This window comes from Frigidibacter albus, from assembly GCF_009908165.1.
GTDB lineage: Bacteria > Pseudomonadota > Alphaproteobacteria > Rhodobacterales > Rhodobacteraceae > Frigidibacter > Frigidibacter albus.
The window spans coordinates 41,072-58,577 of the sequence record NZ_JAAAUC010000010.1; the positions used below are offsets into that span (position 1 = coordinate 41,072).

Here is a 17,506-nt window from a genome sequence, read left to right on the forward strand (position 1 = left end):
CCTTAGCGTGGATTGAGCTCGCTCACCGCCGCCAGTACCGCCCCCGTCAGCCGGTCCAGCCCGGCCGCATCCAGCGCATCGGCCTGCACTATCCGCTCCCGCTCTGGCCCGTGCTTGGCGCGGCCCTTGGCATAGCGCGGATCATAATGCGCCGCCATCAGCTCAGCTGCCAGCGGCGCGAAGGCCCCGGCGGCGGCCATTCCCTGCCAGCGCTCGATCACCTCGCGCGCATGGAACGGGCGCAGCTTGTCCACTACCGCCGCCAGTGCGGCCGCGTCTGCCGTCAGGTCGGCATAGGCCGCCGCCAGATAGCCCGCCCGCGCGTCCAGCGGCGCCTCTAGCGTCACCCGCGGCGCCGCGACCATCGCCAGCCACAGCGCCTTGGGCACCGTCACCCGGCCGATGCGATTGGACTCCGCCTCTACCAGCACCGGCCGCGCGGGGTCGATCGCCGCCAGCGCCACCGCCAGCCGCCCCTCGAAGGCCTTCTGTGACGGCTGCCCGCCCGGCATCGCCCCGAACAGCGACCCGCGATGGTTCGCCAGCCCCTCAAGATCGATCACCTGCACGCCCCGCGCCGCGGCCCGCGCCAGAATGTCGGTCTTGGCGCTGCCGGTATTGCCGTCCAGCACCACCACCGGCGCGGTGAAGGGCGCATCGTGGGTGATGTCCACCACCAGCCGCCGCCAGGTCTTGTAGCCGCCCTCAATGGTGTCGCTGCGCCAGCCCACCTGGCCAAGGATGGTCGAGAACGATCCCGACCGCTGCCCGCCGCGCCAGCAATAGACCAGCGGTCGCCACCCGCCGCCCATTGCGGCCAAGGGCCCTTCCAGATGCGCCGCGGCATTCCTTGCCACCAGCGCCGCGCCGATCTTGCGCGCCAGAAACGGCGATTGCTGCTTGTAGATGGTGCCGACCCGCGCCCGCTCTTCATCGCTGAGCACGGGCAGGCTGATCGCCCCCGGCACATGATCCTCGGCATATTCGGCAGGGGACCGCACGTCGATGATTGTATCGACGCCAAGGCGCGCAAGGTCGGGGATGGAGGCGAGCGTTACCGGCATCGCCCAGCCTTAGCGCAGCGCATCCGGCACCGCCAGCGGCGGTTAGTAGACCGCCACCTGAGTCCCCAGCTGCACCCGGTTGTAGAGGTCGATGACATGCGAATTCACCATGCGGATGCAGCCGTTCGACACGGCGCTGCCGATGGATTGCGGCTCTGTCGTGCCATGGATGCGGATCGCGGTGTCCTGCCCGTTCTGGTAGAGGTACAGCGCCCGCGCGCCCAGGGGGTTGGTCGGCCCGCCCGGCATCCCGTCGGCATATTTGGCGTAGTGCTGCGGGCTGCGCGCGATCATCTCGGGCGTCGGGCGCCAGCTGGGCCATTCCACCTTGCGCGCCACCTCGGCCATGCCGCGGAATTTCAGCTCGTCCCGGCCCACCGCCACGCCATAGCGGATCGCTACCCCGGGCCGGTCGATGAAATACAGATAGAACTGGTCCGACAGGATCGTGATCGACCCCACCGCCATGTCTTTGCGCACCCGCACCTCTTGCGGCATGAACTGCGGCGCGATCACCAGCGGCGCCTCGGTCGCGGCGCGCATGGGCAGCGCGGCAAGGGCGGCCCCGGCGGCGATGCCGCCCAGCAGGGCACGGCGGGCGATGGGTGGCATGGTCATCGGGAAATCCCTCTTGGATGGCGAGACTGTAGCAAACGTCCCCGCCATCGCACAAGTTCCGGGAATCCTTACTGGAACGCGCAACCCGCCTTCACCCCCAGCTTGCGGAACACGATCGCCGCCGGGCAGAAGCCGGTGAAGGCCGATTGCAGCAGGTTCAGCCCGATGAACACGGTGAACCACAGGAACAGCGGCGAGACGAGCGCCGTCAGCAGCACGCTCAGAAGCGTCATGGCGCCAGCAAAGGCTAGGACGGCACGGTCGAGGGACATCGGGTATCTCCATATCAAGGCAGCGGACCCCTTCGCATACAGAATTGCGGCAATAAATTCAACAACGCGCATATGATGCGGCGCCCCGCCGCAGCGCCGCCCGTCGAATCGGTCGCATTGCTGCGCTGCCCGCGTGGTTTGCGCACAATTTAACGACAGCTTCGCACAAAAAGGCGGCATTTCCGGGCGCCCGCCACAATTTGGGCACAACCCACCCCGCCGCCGCATCGGCGCAGTTCCCACACCGCGCCGCAGTTGCAAACCTGATCCCCGGGGTCGCCAAGGGACCCCGAACGGGATGCGGTGGGGGGAACGGGGAACCGGCACCACGCAAGATGCAACAACGATTGGCGCGGGGCACCCGGATCCATGCGGAGTCCGGCGGCGGGGAAGCCTTGTCCTTGCGCGACATCATATGAGGGATGAACACGGTGACCTTTAAGGCCAAGACACTTTTCAAGGCGGGCATTGCCTCGCTGCTGCTGTCCACCGCGGCATTCGCGCAGGAGGAGACCATCAAGGTCGGCGTCCTCCACTCGCTGTCCGGCACGATGGCGATCTCGGAAACCACGCTCAAAGACGTGATGCTGATGCTGATCGACGAGCAGAACAAGAAGGGCGGCATCAACGGCAAGATGCTGGAGGCGGTCGTGGTCGACCCGGCCTCCGACTGGCCGCTGTTTGCCGAAAAGGCGCGTGAGCTGATCGAGGCGAACGACGTCGACGTCGTCTTCGGCTGCTGGACCTCGGTCTCGCGCAAATCGGTGCTGCCGGTGTTCGAGGAACTGAACTCGATCCTGTTCTACCCTGTGCAATACGAAGGCGAGGAAAGCCAGCGCAACGTCTTCTACACCGGCGCCGCCCCGAACCAGCAGGCGATCCCGGCCGTGGATTACCTGATGGCCGAGGAAGGCGTGGAACGCTGGGTGCTGGCCGGCACCGACTATGTCTACCCGCGCACCACCAACAAGATCCTTGAGGCCTATCTCATCGGCAAGGGCGTCGCCCCCGAAGACATAATGATCAACTACACGCCCTTCGGCCATTCCGACTGGCAGACGATCGTGTCCGACATCAAGACCTTCGGCTCGGCCGGCAAGAAGACCGCCGTGGTTTCCACCATCAACGGCGATGCCAACGTGCCGTTCTACAAGGAGCTCGGCAACCAGGGCGTGTCGGCTGAAGACATCCCCGTCGTCGCCTTCTCGGTCGGCGAGGAAGAGCTGGCCGGCCTCGACACCACCCCGCTGGTCGGCCACCTCGCCGCCTGGAACTACTTCATGTCGGTCGACACCCCCGAGAATGCCGAGTTCATCGAGACCTGGCAAACCTTCATCGGCAGCGAAGAGCGCGTGACCAACGACCCGATGGAAGCCCATTACATCGGCTTCAACATGTGGGTGAAGGCGGTCGAGGCGGCCGGCACCACCGAGGCCGACGCGGTCATCGACGCCCTTCCCGGCATCGAGGTTCCGAACCTGACCGGCGGCACCTCGGTCATGCTGGCGAACCACCACATCACCAAGCCGGTTCTGGTCGGCGAGATCCAGGATGACGGCCAGTTCGACGTGGTCTGGGAAACCGAAGGACTTGTCGAGGGCGATGCCTGGTCGGACTTCCTGCCCGAAAGCGCCGTGCTCACCTCGGACTGGGTCGAGCTGAAATGCGGCAACTACAACACCGAAACCAAGACCTGCGGCGGCGCCTCCAACTGACGCAGGCACCAGGGGCGCGGCACCTGCCGGTTGGCGGTTGTCGCGCCCCGACGAGTACGCAGAACCGGGCGGCGCGGGGATGCCCCGCCGCCCGCACTGCCCCCTCCCCTTCCCGGCCCCAAGGCGGATCTGCCCATGTTCTTTCTGCGCGCCTGTCTTCTGGCCCTGCTTCTGCCGCTGTTTGCCGGCCCAGCTTCTGCGCAAACGCCCGAATTTGACGCTCTTGTCACCAGCCTGCCCGAAGGCAGCTACTCTGCCCGCGGCGCTGTGGTCGGCGCCATCGCCCTAACCGGCGATCCGCGGGCCGAGGCGATCCTGACCGCCCTGCTGGACGGCACGCTTGGCGTGATCGAGGCGACCGGCCAGGTCGTCACGCTGACACCCGCCCCCGCCGATGCGCTGACCGGCGCGCCCGTCCCAGAGGCCGAGGCCGAGCGCATCCGCGTCAACAACGGCCTGCGCCGCGACATCCGCGCCGCGCTTGGCATCCTCACCCTGTCGGACCCCGATCCCGCCAAGCGCCTCGCCGCCGCCGACGCAGCCTTCCGGGCGCCGGATGCCGCGCAATACGACCTCCTCGATGCCGCCTTCCAGCGCGAGGAAGACCCCGCAGTCAAATCCCGCCTGGCCGAGGCCCGCGCCGTCGCCATCTTGGACGGCGACTTCCCCGATGCGGAAAAGCGCGAGGCCATCGACGTGATTGCAGATCGCGGCGATGCCGATGCGCAGCGCATCCTGACCCCGTTTGCCGCCTCGGCAGACCCGGACATCGCCGAGGCCGCCACCGCCGCCCTCGGCAGTATCGAGCAAAGCCGGATGCTCTGGGGCTATGCGCAAAACATCTGGTATGGCCTCTCGCTCGGCTCCGTGCTGCTGCTGGCCGCCATCGGCCTTGCCATCACCTTCGGCGTGATGGGCGTCATCAACATGGCGCATGGCGAGCTGGTGATGCTGGGCGCCTACACCACCTATGCGGTGCAGGAAACAATCCGCCAGAACGCGCCGGGCCTGTTCGACTGGTCGCTGCTGATCGCCGCGCCGCTGGCCTTCCTCGTCGCGGGCGCGGTCGGCGTCGCCATCGAGCGCGGCATCGTCCGCCACCTCTATGGCCGGGCGCTGGAAACCCTGCTGGCCACCTGGGGCGTCAGCCTGATCCTGCAGCAATCCGTCCGGTCCATCTTTGGCCCCAACAACCGCGAGGTCGGCAACCCTTCGTGGATGTCGGGCAGCTTCGATGTCGGCCAGATGACCGTCACCTGGAACCGGCTCTGGATCCTGATCTTCGCGCTCGCCGTCTTCGCGGTGCTGCTGTTTGTCATGAAGCGCACCGCCGTCGGCCTGCAGATGCGCGCCGTCACCCAGAACCGCCCGATGGCCGCCAGCATGGGCATCCGCACCAACTGGGTCGATGCGCTGACCTTCGGCCTTGGCGCCGGCATCGCCGGGCTGGCGGGCGTGGCCCTGTCCCAGATCGACAATGTCAGCCCCAACCTCGGGCAAAGCTACATCGTCGACAGCTTCATGGTCGTGGTCTTCGGCGGCGCGGGCAACATCTGGGGCACGCTGGCCGGGGCCTTCAGCCTTGGCATCGTCAACAAGTTCCTTGAACCCTATGCCGGGGCAGTGCTGGCCAAGATCATCGTGCTGGTCGCCATCATCCTCTTCATCCAGAAACGCCCCCGCGGTCTCTTTGCCGTCAAGGGCCGCGCGGTGGAGGGCTGACCCGGATGCCCGCTTTCCCGCTCGTGCGTTCGCTGCTGTTCGTGCCGCTGCCACCAATGCCGCAGCCCCCCGCCGACCCCGCCCCGAAGGATCCCAGCGCATGACCTCCCTCATCGACCGCCGCATGGGCATCTTCCTCGCCGGGCTCTTCGTGCTGACCGTCGCCGTGCCCATCGGCAACCTCGCCTTCGAGGGCAAGGTGGTGCCCAGCTACATCGTCTCCCTCCTCGGCAAATACCTCTGCTACGCGCTGCTGGCCGTGGCGCTGGATCTGGTCTGGGGCTTCTGCGGCATCCTCAGCCTCGGCCACGGCGCCTTCTTCGCGCTTGGCGGCTACGCGATGGGGATGCACCTGATGCGCGAGATCGGCGACCGCGGCGTCTATGCCAACCCGGACCTGCCCGATTTCATGGTGTTCCTCAGCTGGGATCAGCTGCCGTGGTTCTGGATGGGATTCGACAATTTCTGGTTCGCCTCGCTGATGGTGATGCTGGTGCCGGGTGCCTTGGCCTTCCTCTTCGGCTGGTTCGCCTTCCGCAGCCGGGTGACGGGCGTGTACCTCTCCATCATCACCCAGGCGATGACCTACGCCCTGCAACTCGCCTTCTTCCGCAATGAAATGGGCTTTGGCGGCAATAACGGCCTGACAGACTTCAAGGACGTGCTCGGCTTTCCCCTGCAATCCGATGCCACCCGCGCCGGGCTGTTCGTCTGCACCGCGATTGCGCTGGCCGCCGGCCTGCTGATCGCCCGCGCCATCACCACGTCCAAGCTGGGGATGATCCTAGTCTGCATCCGCGATGCCGAAAGCCGCACCCGCTTTATGGGCTACCGGGTGGAAGGCTACAAACTCTTCATCTTCGTCGTCTCCGCCATGATGGCCGGCGTCGCTGGCGCGCTCTACACCCCGCAGGTCGGCATCATCAACCCCGGCGAGTTCAGCCCCGCCAACTCCATCGAGATCGTGATCTGGGTCGCGCTCGGCGGCCGCGGCACCCTCGTCGGCGCCGCCCTCGGCGCGATCCTCGTGGCCCTCGCCAAGACCCTCTTCACCGGCTGGTTCCCCGAATTCTGGCTCTTCGCCCTCGGCGGCCTGTTCATCCTCGTCACCCTGTTCCTGCCCAAGGGCGTGCTTGGCCTGATCGAGGACACCTTCGCCCGCAAGAAGAAGCCCGCCCCCGCATTGCAAGAGGCCAAGGCATGAGCGTCCACCTGCTCCTCGACGGCGTCAGCCGCAGCTTCGACGGCTACAAGGCCATCAACGACCTCTCCCTCGCCGTGGACAAGGGCGAGTTGCGCGCCGTCATCGGCCCCAACGGCGCCGGCAAGACCACGATGATGGACATCATCACCGGCAAGACCCGGCCCGATTCAGGCGGCGTCTGGTGGAACCAGACCGTCGACCTGACCCGCATCGACGAGGCCGGCTCCGCCCGCCTCGGCATCGGCCGCAAGTTCCAGAAACCCACCGTCTTCGAGACCCACAGCGTCGAGGAGAACATCGCCCTCTCGCTCAAGGCCGAGCGCTCCGTCCTCGCCACGCTCTTCCACCGCCAGACCGCAGCCGAGGCCGCCCGCATCACCGAACTGCTGGAGCTGGTGCGGCTGGAAGGCGACCGCCACCGCCCCGCCGCCGATCTCAGCCACGGGCAGAAGCAATGGCTGGAAATCGGCATGCTGCTGGCGCAAGACCCCGAGCTGCTGCTGGTCGATGAACCCGCCGCCGGCATGACCGATGCCGAAACCATGCGCACCGCCGAGCTGCTGCGCAGCCTCGCCGGCAAGCACACCGTCATCGTGGTCGAGCATGACATGGATTTCGTCCGCGCCCTGGATTGCCGCGTCACGGTCCTGCATCAGGGCCATGTCCTCACCGAAGGTTCGCTGGACCATGTCTCGGCGAATCCCGAGGTCATCGAAGTCTATCTGGGGCGCTGACATGCTGGACATCCGCGAGATCGACGTGTTCTACGGCGCCGCCCAGGCCCTGCGCGGCGTGTCGATGGCGGCCCATCCCGGCCGCGTCACCTCGGTCCTGGGGCGCAACGGCGTCGGCAAGACCACCCTGCTGCGCGCCATCACCGGCCGCCAGCAGATCCGCTCGGGCAAGATGGAATGGGAGGGCCGCGACCTTTCCCGCCTGCGCCCCGAGGCCCGCGCCCGCGCCGGCATCGCCTTCGTGCCGCAGGGGCGCGAGATCTTCCCGCTGCTGACCGTGCGCGAGAACCTCGAAACCGGCTTCTCGCTGCTGCCCCGGCGCGAGCGGCGCATCCCCGAGGAAGTCTTCCAGCTGTTCCCGGTGCTGCAAGAAATGATGGGCCGCCGCGGCGGCGACCTGTCGGGCGGCCAGCAACAGCAGCTTGCCATCGGCCGCGCCATGGTCACCCGCCCGCGGCTGCTGGTGCTGGACGAGCCGACCGAGGGCATCCAGCCCTCGATCATCCAGGATATCGGCCGCGCCATCAAATACCTGCGCGGGCGGGGCGACATGGCCATCGTGCTGGTGGAACAGTATTTCGACTTCGCCCGCGACCTGGCCGACGATTTCATCGTGCTGGAACGCGGCCAGGTCATCCGCGCCGGGGTGCGGGCGGACATGGACGGGGACTCGGTGCGGAATTTGCTGACGGTGTGATCCTACCTTCCCTTGCCCGGAATCAAGGCGCCTTGGCGCCGCCGGGCAGCGCCCGTCCGCCCCCCCGGGCGGACGGGCCCCGCCCTCCGACTGTGCTTTTCGCAACGAGAGCCAGACTTGCCACTGGCAAGTCCCCTGATCGCGCCGGAAGAGGCGCCCACCCCGCGACACATCCACATTTCAACAACTCTTGAAACATCCCGCCTCCGGGTCTAGGTTTCCCCAACCAGCCCCCGGAGCCGCGCCATGACCCAGACCGCCACCTTCCCCGTCACCGGCATGTCCTGCGCCTCCTGCGCCGGGCGCGCCGAACGTGCGCTGACGGCGGTCCCGGGCGTCACCGAGGCCAGCATCAACCTTGCCGCCAACTCCGCCCGCGTCACCTTTGGCGCCCCGGCAACACCCACCACCCTCGCCGCCGCGCTGCAAAAGGCCGGCTACCCGATGGCCGAGGCCGAGGCGCGGCTGACCGTGGACGGCATGACCTGCGCCTCCTGCACCGGCCGCGTCGAACGCGCCCTGCAGGCCGCCCCCGGCGTGCTGGCGGCCAGCGTCAACCTCGCCACCCACACCGCGCAGGTGCGCTACACCCCCGGCACCATCTCTCCGACCGAGCTGGCGCAGCGCGTCACCAAGGCCGGCTACCCGGCGCAGCCCGCCAAGGACACGCCCGCGCCAGACACCCGCCAGCCCGAAGACGCCGTGATGAAGCGCCGCGCCCTGATCGCCGCCGCCCTGACCCTGCCCGTGGTGGTCCTCGCCATGGGCGGCCACATGGTCCCGGCCTTCCACCACTGGATCATGGCCAGCATCGGTACCCAGACCAGCTGGCTGATCCAGTTCGCCCTCACCGCCGCCGTGCTCGCCGGGCCGGGCCGCATCTTCCTGCGCATCGGCCTGCCAGCGCTGGCCCGGATGGCGCCGGAAATGAACAGCCTCGTCGCCCTCGGCAGCCTCGCCGCCTTCGGCTATTCCAGCGTGGCGACCTTCGCCCCGGCCCTCCTCCCCGCAACCGCCCGCGAGGTGTATTTCGAGGCGGCAGCCACCATCGTCACCCTGATCCTTGTCGGCCGCTGGCTCGAAGCCCGCGCCAAGGGCCAGGCCGGCGAGGCAATCCGCCGGCTGGTCGGCCTGCGCCCCGCCACCGCCCGGGTGGACCGCGGCGGCGAGACGGTGGAGCTCCCCGTGGAGGAACTCGCCCCCGGCGACATCGTGCTGCTGGCCCCCGGCGAGCGGGTGGCGGTGGACGGCATCCTCACCGACGGCCATGGCTGGATCGACGAATCGATGCTGACGGGCGAACCCGCGCCGGTGGAAAAGACCCCGGGCGCGCCCGTCACCGGCGGCACCGTCAACGGCGCCGCCGCGCTCGCCTTCCGCGTCACCGCCACCGGCGCCGATACCGTGCTCGCGCGCATCATCCGGCTGGTGGAGGATGCGCAGGGCGGCAAGCTGCCGGTGCAGGCGCTGGTGGACCGCATCACGCGCTGGTTCGTGCCCGCGGTGATGGCGCTGGCGGCAGTCACCTTCCTCATCTGGCTGGCGCTCGGCCCCGAACCGCACCTGACCCATGCCCTCGTCGCCGGCATCTCGGTGCTGATCATCGCCTGCCCCTGCGCCATGGGCCTTGCCACCCCGGTCTCGATTCTCGTCGGCACCGGCCGCGGCGCCGAGCTTGGCATCCTCTTCCGCCGCGGCGACGCGCTGCAACGGCTGGCCGAGGTGCGGTCGGTCGCCTTCGACAAGACCGGCACCCTGACCGAGGGGCGCCCGGTGCTGACCGATCTGGAACTGGCGCCGGGCGTCGATGAGGCCGAACTGCTGGCGCTTGTGGCCAGCGCCGAGGCGCGGTCGGAACACCCCCTTGCCCACGCCATCCTTGCCGCAGCGAAAGAGCAGGGTTTGACCCTGCCTCGCGCCGACTCCGCCCGCGCCGTTCCCGGCAAGGGGCTGGTCGCCAGCGTCGGCGGCCACGTCCTGCTGATCGGCAATGCGGCGCTGCTGGAGGGGGAAGGCGTCGATCTCGCGGCAAAGCCCGACGAAAACGCTATGCATATAACGTCTGCATCGGTTCTGCATGGTTTCCACATGCTTGCAGCACGTGCCGAGACACTCGCCGCCGAGGGCAAGACTCCGGTGCTGGTCGCCGTCGATGGAAGGCTTGCCGCGGTGCTGGCCGTCTCCGATCCGCTGAAGCCCGGCGCAGCCGCAGCGGTCGCCGCGCTGCGGGCGCTCGGCGTGGAAAGCACAATGATTTCAGGGGATAACCGCCTGACGGCCGAAGCCGTCGCCGCGCGGATCGGCATTTCCAACGTGGTGGCCGGCGTCCTGCCCGAAGGCAAACTGCAGGCGCTGTCGCGGCTCCCCGCCCCCACCGCCTTCGTCGGCGACGGCATCAACGACGCCCCCGCCCTCGCCGCCGCCGATGTCGGCATAGCCATGGGAACCGGCACCGATGTCGCCATCGAAAGCGCTGATATCGTTGTGATTTCCGGCGACCCGCAAGCCGTCGCCTCGGCCATAAACCTCAGCCGCGCTACCCTGCGCAACATCCGCCAGAACCTGTTCTGGGCCTTCAGCTATAACGTTCTATTAATCCCCGTCGCTGCCGGCGCGCTCTACCCGCTGAACGGAATGCTGCTCTCCCCCATGCTCGCCGCCGGCGCCATGGCCTTCTCCTCGGTCTTCGTGGTGACCAATGCCCTGCGCCTCCGCCGCGCCGGCTAAGCTCAGTCCCGCGCCCGCAGAACCTGCGCAGGCCGTGCCGCCAAGGGCCTGAGCGCAAAGAACAATCCGGCCAACAAGGTCGCCATCGCGCCGCCCGTGACGATGGCAATCGCCGACATCGGCTCGAACCGGAACTCCGCTTCCATCACGAAGGTCATCACTGCCCACCCTGCCACGCCGCCGAACGCCACCGCCACAACCCCCGCCGCAGCCCCCATGATCGCCGACCGCAGCGCAAACGAGCCAAGGATCCGCCCCCGGCTCGCCCCCAGCACCTTCAGCAGCGCCGCCTCATAGACCCGCGCCCTCTCTCCGGCCGCCGCCGCCCCGATCAGCACCACGAAGCCGGTGACCAGCGTCCCCGCCGCCGCAATCGCCGTCGCCCGCGCAATCGCCGTCAGCGCCTCGGCCACCCGGTCGATGGCATCGCGCACGCGGATCGCGGTGATGTTGGGGTAAGCGGTTGCCAGATCACGCAAGATCGCCGCCTCGGCCGCCTCTTCGGCATAGACCGTGGCGATATGGGTATGCGGCGCACCGGCCAGCGCGCCGGGGTTCAGCGCGATCACGAAGCCGATGCCGGCGGTGGAAAAGTCCACCACGCGGAAGCTCGTCACCTCCGCCTCCAGATCCCGGCCCAGGATGTTCACGGTGATCCTGTCGCCCAGCTTCAGCCCGATCTCGGCCGCCTCCTCGGCAGAAAAGCTGGCCTGCGGCGGGCCGTCATAGCCCTCGGGCCACCATTCGCCCGCAGTGATCGTGGTGTTCGCGGGCGGGCGGTCCGAATAGGTCACCCCCCGGTCGCCGTTCAGCACCCAATGGCTGCCCGCAACGGTCCGGGCGTCCAAGCCATTGATCTGCGTGATGATTCCCCGCAGCATCGGTGCACTGTCGACCCGGCTGACCGCCGCGTCAGAGTCCAGCCGTTCGCGGAACCCGTCGATCTGGTCGTTCTGGATATCGACGAAGAAGTAGCTCGGCGCCACCTCGGGCAGGTCGCGGTCGATGGCGGCGCGCAGGTTGGCGTCGATCTGCCCGACCGCCGCCAGCACCGCCAGCCCCAGCCCCAGCGACAGGATCACCGGCGCCGCCTCGGCCCGTGGCCCGCCGATCGCCGACAGCGCCAGCCGCAGCCCCGGCCGCCCGCGCATCAGCGCAAGGCCCGCCAACTGCCGCGCCAGCCGCCCCAGCCCCCAGGCCGCCAGCGCCAGCACCGCCAGCGCCGCGATCACCCCGCCAAGCGTGCCAAGCGCCAGCTCGGGCACGCCGGAAAAGCCCACCGCCGCACCGACCAGCGCCGCCACCAGCAGCGCCATCGCCGCCGCCATGCCAAGGCCCGGCCAGGCCCTGCGCCCCGGCCCCAGGTCGCGGAACAGCGCCGCCGCCCGCACCTCGCGCAGCCGCGCCAGTGGCCACAGCGTGAAGATCGCCGCCGTCAGCGTGCCATACAGCGCCGCCTCGGCCAGCGCGCCGGGCGCAAACCCCAGCTCCACGGGGATCGGCATCTGCGCCGTGATCAGCGGCGCCGCCAGCACCGGCAGGCTGCCGCCAAGCAGCAGCCCAAGCACCACCCCCAGCACGGTCAGCGCGCCGATCTGCAACATGTAGGCGGCAAGGATCGTGCCGCCGGTCGCGCCAAGCGCCTTCAGCACCGCAATCGCCTCGGTCTTGCGGTCGAGATAAGCGCGCACGGCGGCCGAGATGCCGACGCCGCCGACCGCCAGCCCCGCAAGGCCCACCAGCACCAGGAAAGACCCGATCCGCTCCACGAACCGGTCCACCCCCGGCGCGGCGCGGCGGCGGTCCTGCCAGCTCATGCCACTGTCACGGAAGGCGGCTTCCGCCTCGGCCCGCATCGCGGAAAGGCCCACATCCGCGGGCAGGGTCATGCGATATTCCGTCTCGAACAGGGTGCCGGGCTCCAGCAGTCCCGAGCCCGCAAGTGCCTCGCTGGCAACGATGGTGCGCGGACCAAGGGCAAAGCCGCCCGCGGCGCTGTCAGGCTCCCTCACCAGCCGCGCGGCCATGCGGAACTCGGCCTGCCCCAGCCGGAAGCTGTCGCCCACCGCCAGCCCCAGCCGGTCGGCCAACACCCCGTCCATCACCGCGCCATTGCCCGCCAGCGCCTCTGCCAGCGGCAGGGCAGGCTCCAGCACCACCTCGCCCACCAGCGGATAGGCGGCATCGACGCCCTTCACCTGCGTCAGCGCCCGGTCCTCGCCGACCACCGCCATCGAGCGGAAATCCACGATCTCGGACAGGCCGGTGGCGCGGTCGTCCATCCAGGCCCGTTCCTCGGGCGAGGCATAGCGATAGGTGAATTCCATCTGCGCATCGCCGCCCAGCAGAACCGCGCCCTGATCGTCCAGCCCGCGGCGGATGCCCTCGCGCAGCGTGCCCACGGCGGCAATCGCGGCGACGCCAAGGATCAGGCAGAGCAGGAACACCCGGAACCCGCCGATCCCGCCGCGCAATTCACGCAGCGCGATGCGGAGGGCGATCATGCCGGCACCCCGGCCCGCACATCCTCGCCCGCGACCGAACCGTCAGCCAGCCGCACCACCCGGTCGCAGCGCGCCGCCAAATCCGGGGCGTGGGTCACCAGCACCAGCGTGGCGCCATGCCGGTCGCGCAGGCCGAACAGCAGGTCCATGATCGCCGCGCCATTGGCGGCATCGAGGTTCCCCGTCGGCTCATCGGCCAGCAAGATCGCCGGGCGCGGCGCGGCGGCGCGGGCCAGCGCCACCCGCTGCTGCTCGCCGCCCGACATCTGCGCCGGGTAATGGCCAAGCCGCGCGCCAAGGCCCACGGCGCGCAGTTCCGCCTCGGCCCGCTCGAACGCATCGCGCATGCCCGCCAGTTCCAGCGGCAGGGCGACGTTTTCCAGCGCGGTCATTGTCGGGACAAGGTGGAAGGATTGGAAAACGATCCCCATATTCCCCCTGCGGAAGCGGGCCAGCTGATCCTCGCCCATCGCCGACAGGTCATGGCCAAGCGCCTGAACCCTGCCGCCGGTGGCGCGTTCCAGACCGCCCATCAGCATCAGGAGTGATGATTTGCCAGACCCCGAAGGCCCGATCAGCGCCAGGCTCTCGCCGCGCTTCACCTGCAGCGTGATGCCGCGCAGCACCTCGACCGGCCCGGCATTGCCGGCCAGCGTCAGCCGCGCATCCTCCAGCGCCAGAACAGTTTCGCCCGCTTCGCCATGGGTATCGCGCATCTGGTCCGCCCTTTGCCTGCCTCTGATGGCATATGGCGCGGCGGCGCGGCTTCGCAACCTCGCAGTTGCAGCAAGTTTACTGGCGCTGCCGGTTGCAGCGCCCGCCGCAGCCGATCCGCTGACGCTGGTGGCGCTTGGCGACAGCCTGACGCAGGGCTACGGGCTGCCGCAGGAGCAGGGCTTCGTGCCGCAGCTGCAGGCGTGGCTGCAGGAGAACGGGGCCGAGGTGACGGTGGTCAATGCCGGCGTGTCCGGGGATACCAGTGCCGGCGGGCTGGCGCGCCTCGGCTGGACGCTGGAGGGCGGCGCCGATGCGATGATCGTGGCGCTTGGCGGCAATGACCTGCTGCGCGGGCTCGACCCCGCCGAAACCCGCGCCAATATCGACGCGATCCTGTCCGAGGCGTCGGCCAAGGATCTGCCGGTGCTGCTGATCGGCTTGCCGGCGCCGGGGAATTACGGTGCCGACTACAAGGCCGATTTCGACGCGATCTGGCCGGAACTGGCCCAGCAATACGGCGCGCTGCTGGTGCCCAACATGCTGGCGGGGCTGTCCGATATGCCGGTGGACCAACGCGGCGGGCTGGTGCAGCCCGACGGCCTTCACCCCTCGGCCGATGGCGTAAACGTGATGGTGGAAACGCTGGGGCCCGAGGTGTTGAAGCTGCTGGCGATGGCGCAGGCCGGTTAAGGGCCAACCTGCCCGCCGGAGGCATCGGGGTTGATGAACTCCGCCTCGATCACGATCTCCACCGCGTCGGACACCCCCAAGGTGGTGCCCGGCGCCGGGATGCCCATGTCGATGCCGAAGTCGGAGCGGAACAGCGTGCCCACCGCCGAAAACCCGATGCGCGCCCCGCCCGGATCGAAGCTTTGCGGCGCATAGCCGCCGTTGAAGGTGGCGCGCAGGGTGATCGGCCGGGTGATGCCATGCAGCGTCAGATCCCCCGTCACCGCCGCCTTGTCGGGCGCGGTCATCCTGATGCGGGTGGAGGTGAAGGTGATCTCGGGGAAGGCCGCGGCATCGAGGAAGTCCGGCCCGGCCAGATAGGCGTTGAAGTCGAATTCCGGGTCCGGGAAATGGGTCTCTATGGAGGCGGGATCGACGGTGGCGGTCAGCACCATCGCCTCGGGGTTGGTGGGGTCGAAGTCCAGCTCGGCGGCGAAGTCGGTGAACAGCGCGGTGTAGTTGGAAAACCCCAGATGGCTGACGCGGAAGATCAGCCGCCCGTGCGACAGGTCCAGCGTGTAGCGGCCCGCCGGGGCCTGCGTGGGGGCGGGGGTGAAGGCCGGTGGTGGTGCCTCTTGCGCCAGCGCCGCGCCGGCCATGCCCACCAGCAGCGCCATCATCGGTGCCATCCGCATCGCAACCCTCCTTGCCAGCCTGCCCCGATGCTCGGCCGCCTGCCGCCGCGGGTCAAGCCACGAGAGCGCGATCTACCACCTGATCCCGAACCGCAGCGCCTCATAGATCCCGGCATGGATATTCCGCGCCTGCACCGCATCCCCGATCCGGTAAAGCCCGTAGCTCCCCGCCACATTCGTCACCGGCAGCACCTCCCCCTCGCCGATCAGCGCGGCGTAATCCACCGCGCCCAGATTGCGGCTGCCGGGCTTCAGCGTGAAATACAGCTCGTCCAGCGGTGCGGTGCCATGCTCCACCACCACATGATCCACCCGCCGCTCCTGCACGGCGCCCGGCGCGTAGTCGGACCCCAGCACCGCCAGCAGCCCGTTGCCCTCGCGCCGCACCGCTGCCAGCCGCAGCGCGGGGGTAATGCGGCTGCCCGCCTCATGCAGCGACTTGAGGTAGGGCACCACGTTCATGCCGCCGATGTCCGGCGAGAGCATCCGCTCGGGCGTGACCAGCTCCACCTCGGCGCCGGCACGGGCCAGCATCTCGGCGGCAGAGATCCCGGCATGGGCGCCGCCATCGTCATAGACCAGCACCCGGCCCTGCGGCTTCGCGGCGCCCGAGATCACGTCCCAGCTGCTGATCCCCAGCTCCACCCCCTCCGCCTCGGGCGGTTGCGGCAAGCCGCCGGTGGCGATCACCACCATATCGGCTGCCAGCGCCAGCACATCCTGCGCCTCGGCATAGCTGTTGAAGCGCAGCTCCACCCCCAGCCGGTCCAGTTCCGCCAGCCGCCAGTCGATGATCCCGATCATCTCGCGCCGCCGCGGGTTCTGGACCAGCAGCCCCACCTGCCCGCCCGCCTGCGCCGCGGCCTCCAGCACCGTCACGCTGTGCCCCCGCTCGCCCGCCACCCGCGCCGCCTCCAGCCCCGCGGGGCCGGCGCCGACCACCACCACCCGGCGCGGCACCGGCGCGCGCGCAATCACATGCGGCATCTTCGCCTCGCGCCCCGTCGCGGCATTGTGGATGCACAGTGCGCCGCCGCCCTCATAGATCCGGTCGAGGCAATAGGTCGCCCCCACGCAAGGCCGGATCCGGTCCTCCAGCCCCGCCGCCACCTTTGCCGCGATATGCGGATCGGCGATATGGGCGCGGGTCATGCCGACCATGTCCAGCTTGCCGCTGGCGATGGCATGGCGGGCGGTCGCCACATCGGGGATGCGCGCGGCGTGGAACATCGGCACGCCCGTCAACGCCCGCACCTCGCCCGCGAAATCCAGATGTGGGGCGCTGGCCATGCCCTGGATCGGGATCACCCCGGTCAGCGCGGCGTCGCTGTCGATATGGCCGCGGATCAGGTTGATGAAGTCGAACTTGCCGCTGGCGGCAATGCGCTGCGCGATCTCCACCCCCTCGGCGCGGCTCAGGCCCTTGTCCCAATCCTCATCCGCCACCATGCGGATGCCGACGATGAAGTCAGGCCCCGTTGCCGCGCGCACCGCGTCGATCACCGCCCAGGTGAACCGCAGGCGGTTGTCCAGACTGCCGCCCCAGTCATCCTCGCGCCGGTTGGTGGCGGGGGACCAGAAGCTGTCCATGAAATGCCCGTAGGCCTCGAACTCGATCCCGTCGAGGCCCGCCGCCTGCATCCGCTGCGCCGCCGCGGCATAGTCGGCGACGATGCGGGCAATGTCCCAATCCTCGGCCTGCTTGGGGAAGGTGCGATGCGCCGCCTCGCGCACCGGGCTGGCCGACAGCACCGGCAGCCAGTCGGCCTTGTTCCAGCCGGTGCGACGGCCCAGATGGGTGATCTGGATCATCACCGCGCAGCCCTCGTCATGGCAGTCATCCGCCAGCCGCCGCAGCCAGGGCACGATCTCATCCTTGTAGGCATGCAGGTTGCCAAACGCCTCCGGGCTGTCGGGGGAGACCACGGCCGACCCCGCCGTCATGGTCAGCGCGATCCCGCCCTTCGCCTTTTCGCGGTGATAGAGCCGGTAGCGATCCGTCGGCATCCCGTCCTCGGAATAGGCCGGTTCATGCGCGGTCGACATCAGGCGGTTCTTCAGCACCAGATGCTTCAGGCGGTAGGGTTGCAGCAGCGGATCATTGCGCATGTCGGGGGCTCCTTCCGGGCAATGCTGCACCGCGGAGCATTTCACCTCTGGTCAATCCG

At 69.0% G+C, this 17,506-nt stretch carries 14 protein-coding genes; 7 read left to right on the forward strand and 7 right to left on the reverse strand.

The annotated features are described in order from the left end of the window. Positions 1 to 2 precede the first annotated feature (2 nt). From mnmH to GVY41_RS15245, 3 genes are all read right to left on the reverse strand, one after another. Complete coding sequence (gene mnmH, locus GVY41_RS15235) at positions 3 to 1,064, reverse strand: tRNA 2-selenouridine(34) synthase MnmH (protein WP_161347905.1); 1,062 nt, start codon at positions 1,062 to 1,064, stop codon at positions 3 to 5. Positions 1,065 to 1,106: 42 nt separating this feature from the next. Further along, positions 1,107 to 1,676: a L,D-transpeptidase gene (locus GVY41_RS15240; protein WP_161347949.1), complete on the reverse strand. Its 570-nt coding sequence runs from the start codon at positions 1,674 to 1,676 to the stop codon at positions 1,107 to 1,109. 74 nt (positions 1,677 to 1,750) lie between these two features. Further along, positions 1,751 to 1,954 carry a YgaP family membrane protein gene (locus tag GVY41_RS15245; RefSeq protein ID WP_161347904.1) on the reverse strand — a complete coding sequence of 68 codons (204 nt, stop codon included), beginning with the start codon at positions 1,952 to 1,954 and terminating at the stop codon, positions 1,751 to 1,753. Between the two features lie 431 nt (positions 1,955 to 2,385). On the opposite strand from GVY41_RS15245, the gene urtA reads away from it, so the two are divergent. The 6 genes from urtA to GVY41_RS15275 all read left to right on the forward strand — a co-directional run bounded on the left by urtA (position 2,386) and on the right by GVY41_RS15275 (position 10,753). Then, a complete protein-coding gene (gene urtA / locus GVY41_RS15250; protein WP_229726079.1) occupies positions 2,386 to 3,669 on the forward strand; it encodes an urea ABC transporter substrate-binding protein in 1,284 nt (427 codons plus the stop codon). Between the two features lie 135 nt (positions 3,670 to 3,804). Continuing rightward, entirely contained in the window at positions 3,805 to 5,391 is a 1,587-nt protein-coding gene (gene urtB, locus GVY41_RS15255) for an urea ABC transporter permease subunit UrtB (RefSeq protein WP_161347902.1), read from the forward strand. A 100-nt stretch (positions 5,392 to 5,491) separates the two neighbouring features. Further along, positions 5,492 to 6,595, forward strand: a complete 1,104-nt coding sequence (gene urtC / locus GVY41_RS15260; protein WP_161347901.1) for an urea ABC transporter permease subunit UrtC — start codon at positions 5,492 to 5,494, stop codon at positions 6,593 to 6,595. After that, on the forward strand, positions 6,592 to 7,329 hold the full coding sequence (urtD, locus tag GVY41_RS15265) for an urea ABC transporter ATP-binding protein UrtD (RefSeq protein ID WP_161347900.1): 738 nt from the start codon (positions 6,592 to 6,594) through the stop codon (positions 7,327 to 7,329). Before urtC ends, urtD begins: the two co-directional genes overlap by 4 nt. 1 nt (position 7,330) lies before the next feature. Further along, positions 7,331 to 8,026, forward strand: coding sequence for an urea ABC transporter ATP-binding subunit UrtE (gene urtE / locus GVY41_RS15270; RefSeq protein ID WP_161347899.1), 696 nt, complete (start codon positions 7,331 to 7,333; stop codon positions 8,024 to 8,026). A gap of 246 nt (positions 8,027 to 8,272) precedes the next feature. Next, positions 8,273 to 10,753 (forward strand): heavy metal translocating P-type ATPase, encoded by a 2,481-nt coding sequence (locus tag GVY41_RS15275; protein WP_161347898.1) that lies wholly within the window; start codon positions 8,273 to 8,275, stop codon positions 10,751 to 10,753. A 2-nt stretch (positions 10,754 to 10,755) separates the two neighbouring features. On the opposite strand, the gene GVY41_RS15280 is transcribed toward GVY41_RS15275, so the two are convergent. Both GVY41_RS15280 and GVY41_RS15285 read right to left on the reverse strand, forming a co-directional pair. Further along, positions 10,756 to 13,257, reverse strand: a complete 2,502-nt coding sequence (locus GVY41_RS15280; protein WP_161347897.1) for an ABC transporter permease — start codon at positions 13,255 to 13,257, stop codon at positions 10,756 to 10,758. After that, on the reverse strand, positions 13,254 to 13,973 hold the full coding sequence (locus tag GVY41_RS15285) for an ABC transporter ATP-binding protein (RefSeq protein ID WP_161347896.1): 720 nt from the start codon (positions 13,971 to 13,973) through the stop codon (positions 13,254 to 13,256). Before GVY41_RS15285 ends, GVY41_RS15280 begins: the two co-directional genes overlap by 4 nt. 25 nt (positions 13,974 to 13,998) lie before the next feature. On the opposite strand from GVY41_RS15285, the gene GVY41_RS15290 reads away from it, so the two are divergent. Beyond that, positions 13,999 to 14,664, forward strand: a complete 666-nt coding sequence (locus GVY41_RS15290; RefSeq protein ID WP_229726080.1) for an arylesterase — start codon at positions 13,999 to 14,001, stop codon at positions 14,662 to 14,664. Here GVY41_RS15290 and GVY41_RS15295 read toward each other — a convergent pair. Together GVY41_RS15295 and GVY41_RS15300 are read right to left on the reverse strand one after the other, a co-directional pair. Beyond that, the gene (locus tag GVY41_RS15295; protein ID WP_202456112.1) at positions 14,661 to 15,338 is read right to left on the reverse strand and encodes a YceI family protein; all 678 of its coding nucleotides are present in this window, start codon (positions 15,336 to 15,338) and stop codon (positions 14,661 to 14,663) included. The genes GVY41_RS15290 and GVY41_RS15295 overlap by 4 nt on opposite strands. 72 nt (positions 15,339 to 15,410) lie before the next feature. Continuing rightward, a complete protein-coding gene (locus GVY41_RS15300; RefSeq protein ID WP_161347894.1) occupies positions 15,411 to 17,447 on the reverse strand; it encodes an NADH:flavin oxidoreductase in 2,037 nt (678 codons plus the stop codon). Between the last annotated feature and the right edge of the window lie 59 nt (positions 17,448 to 17,506).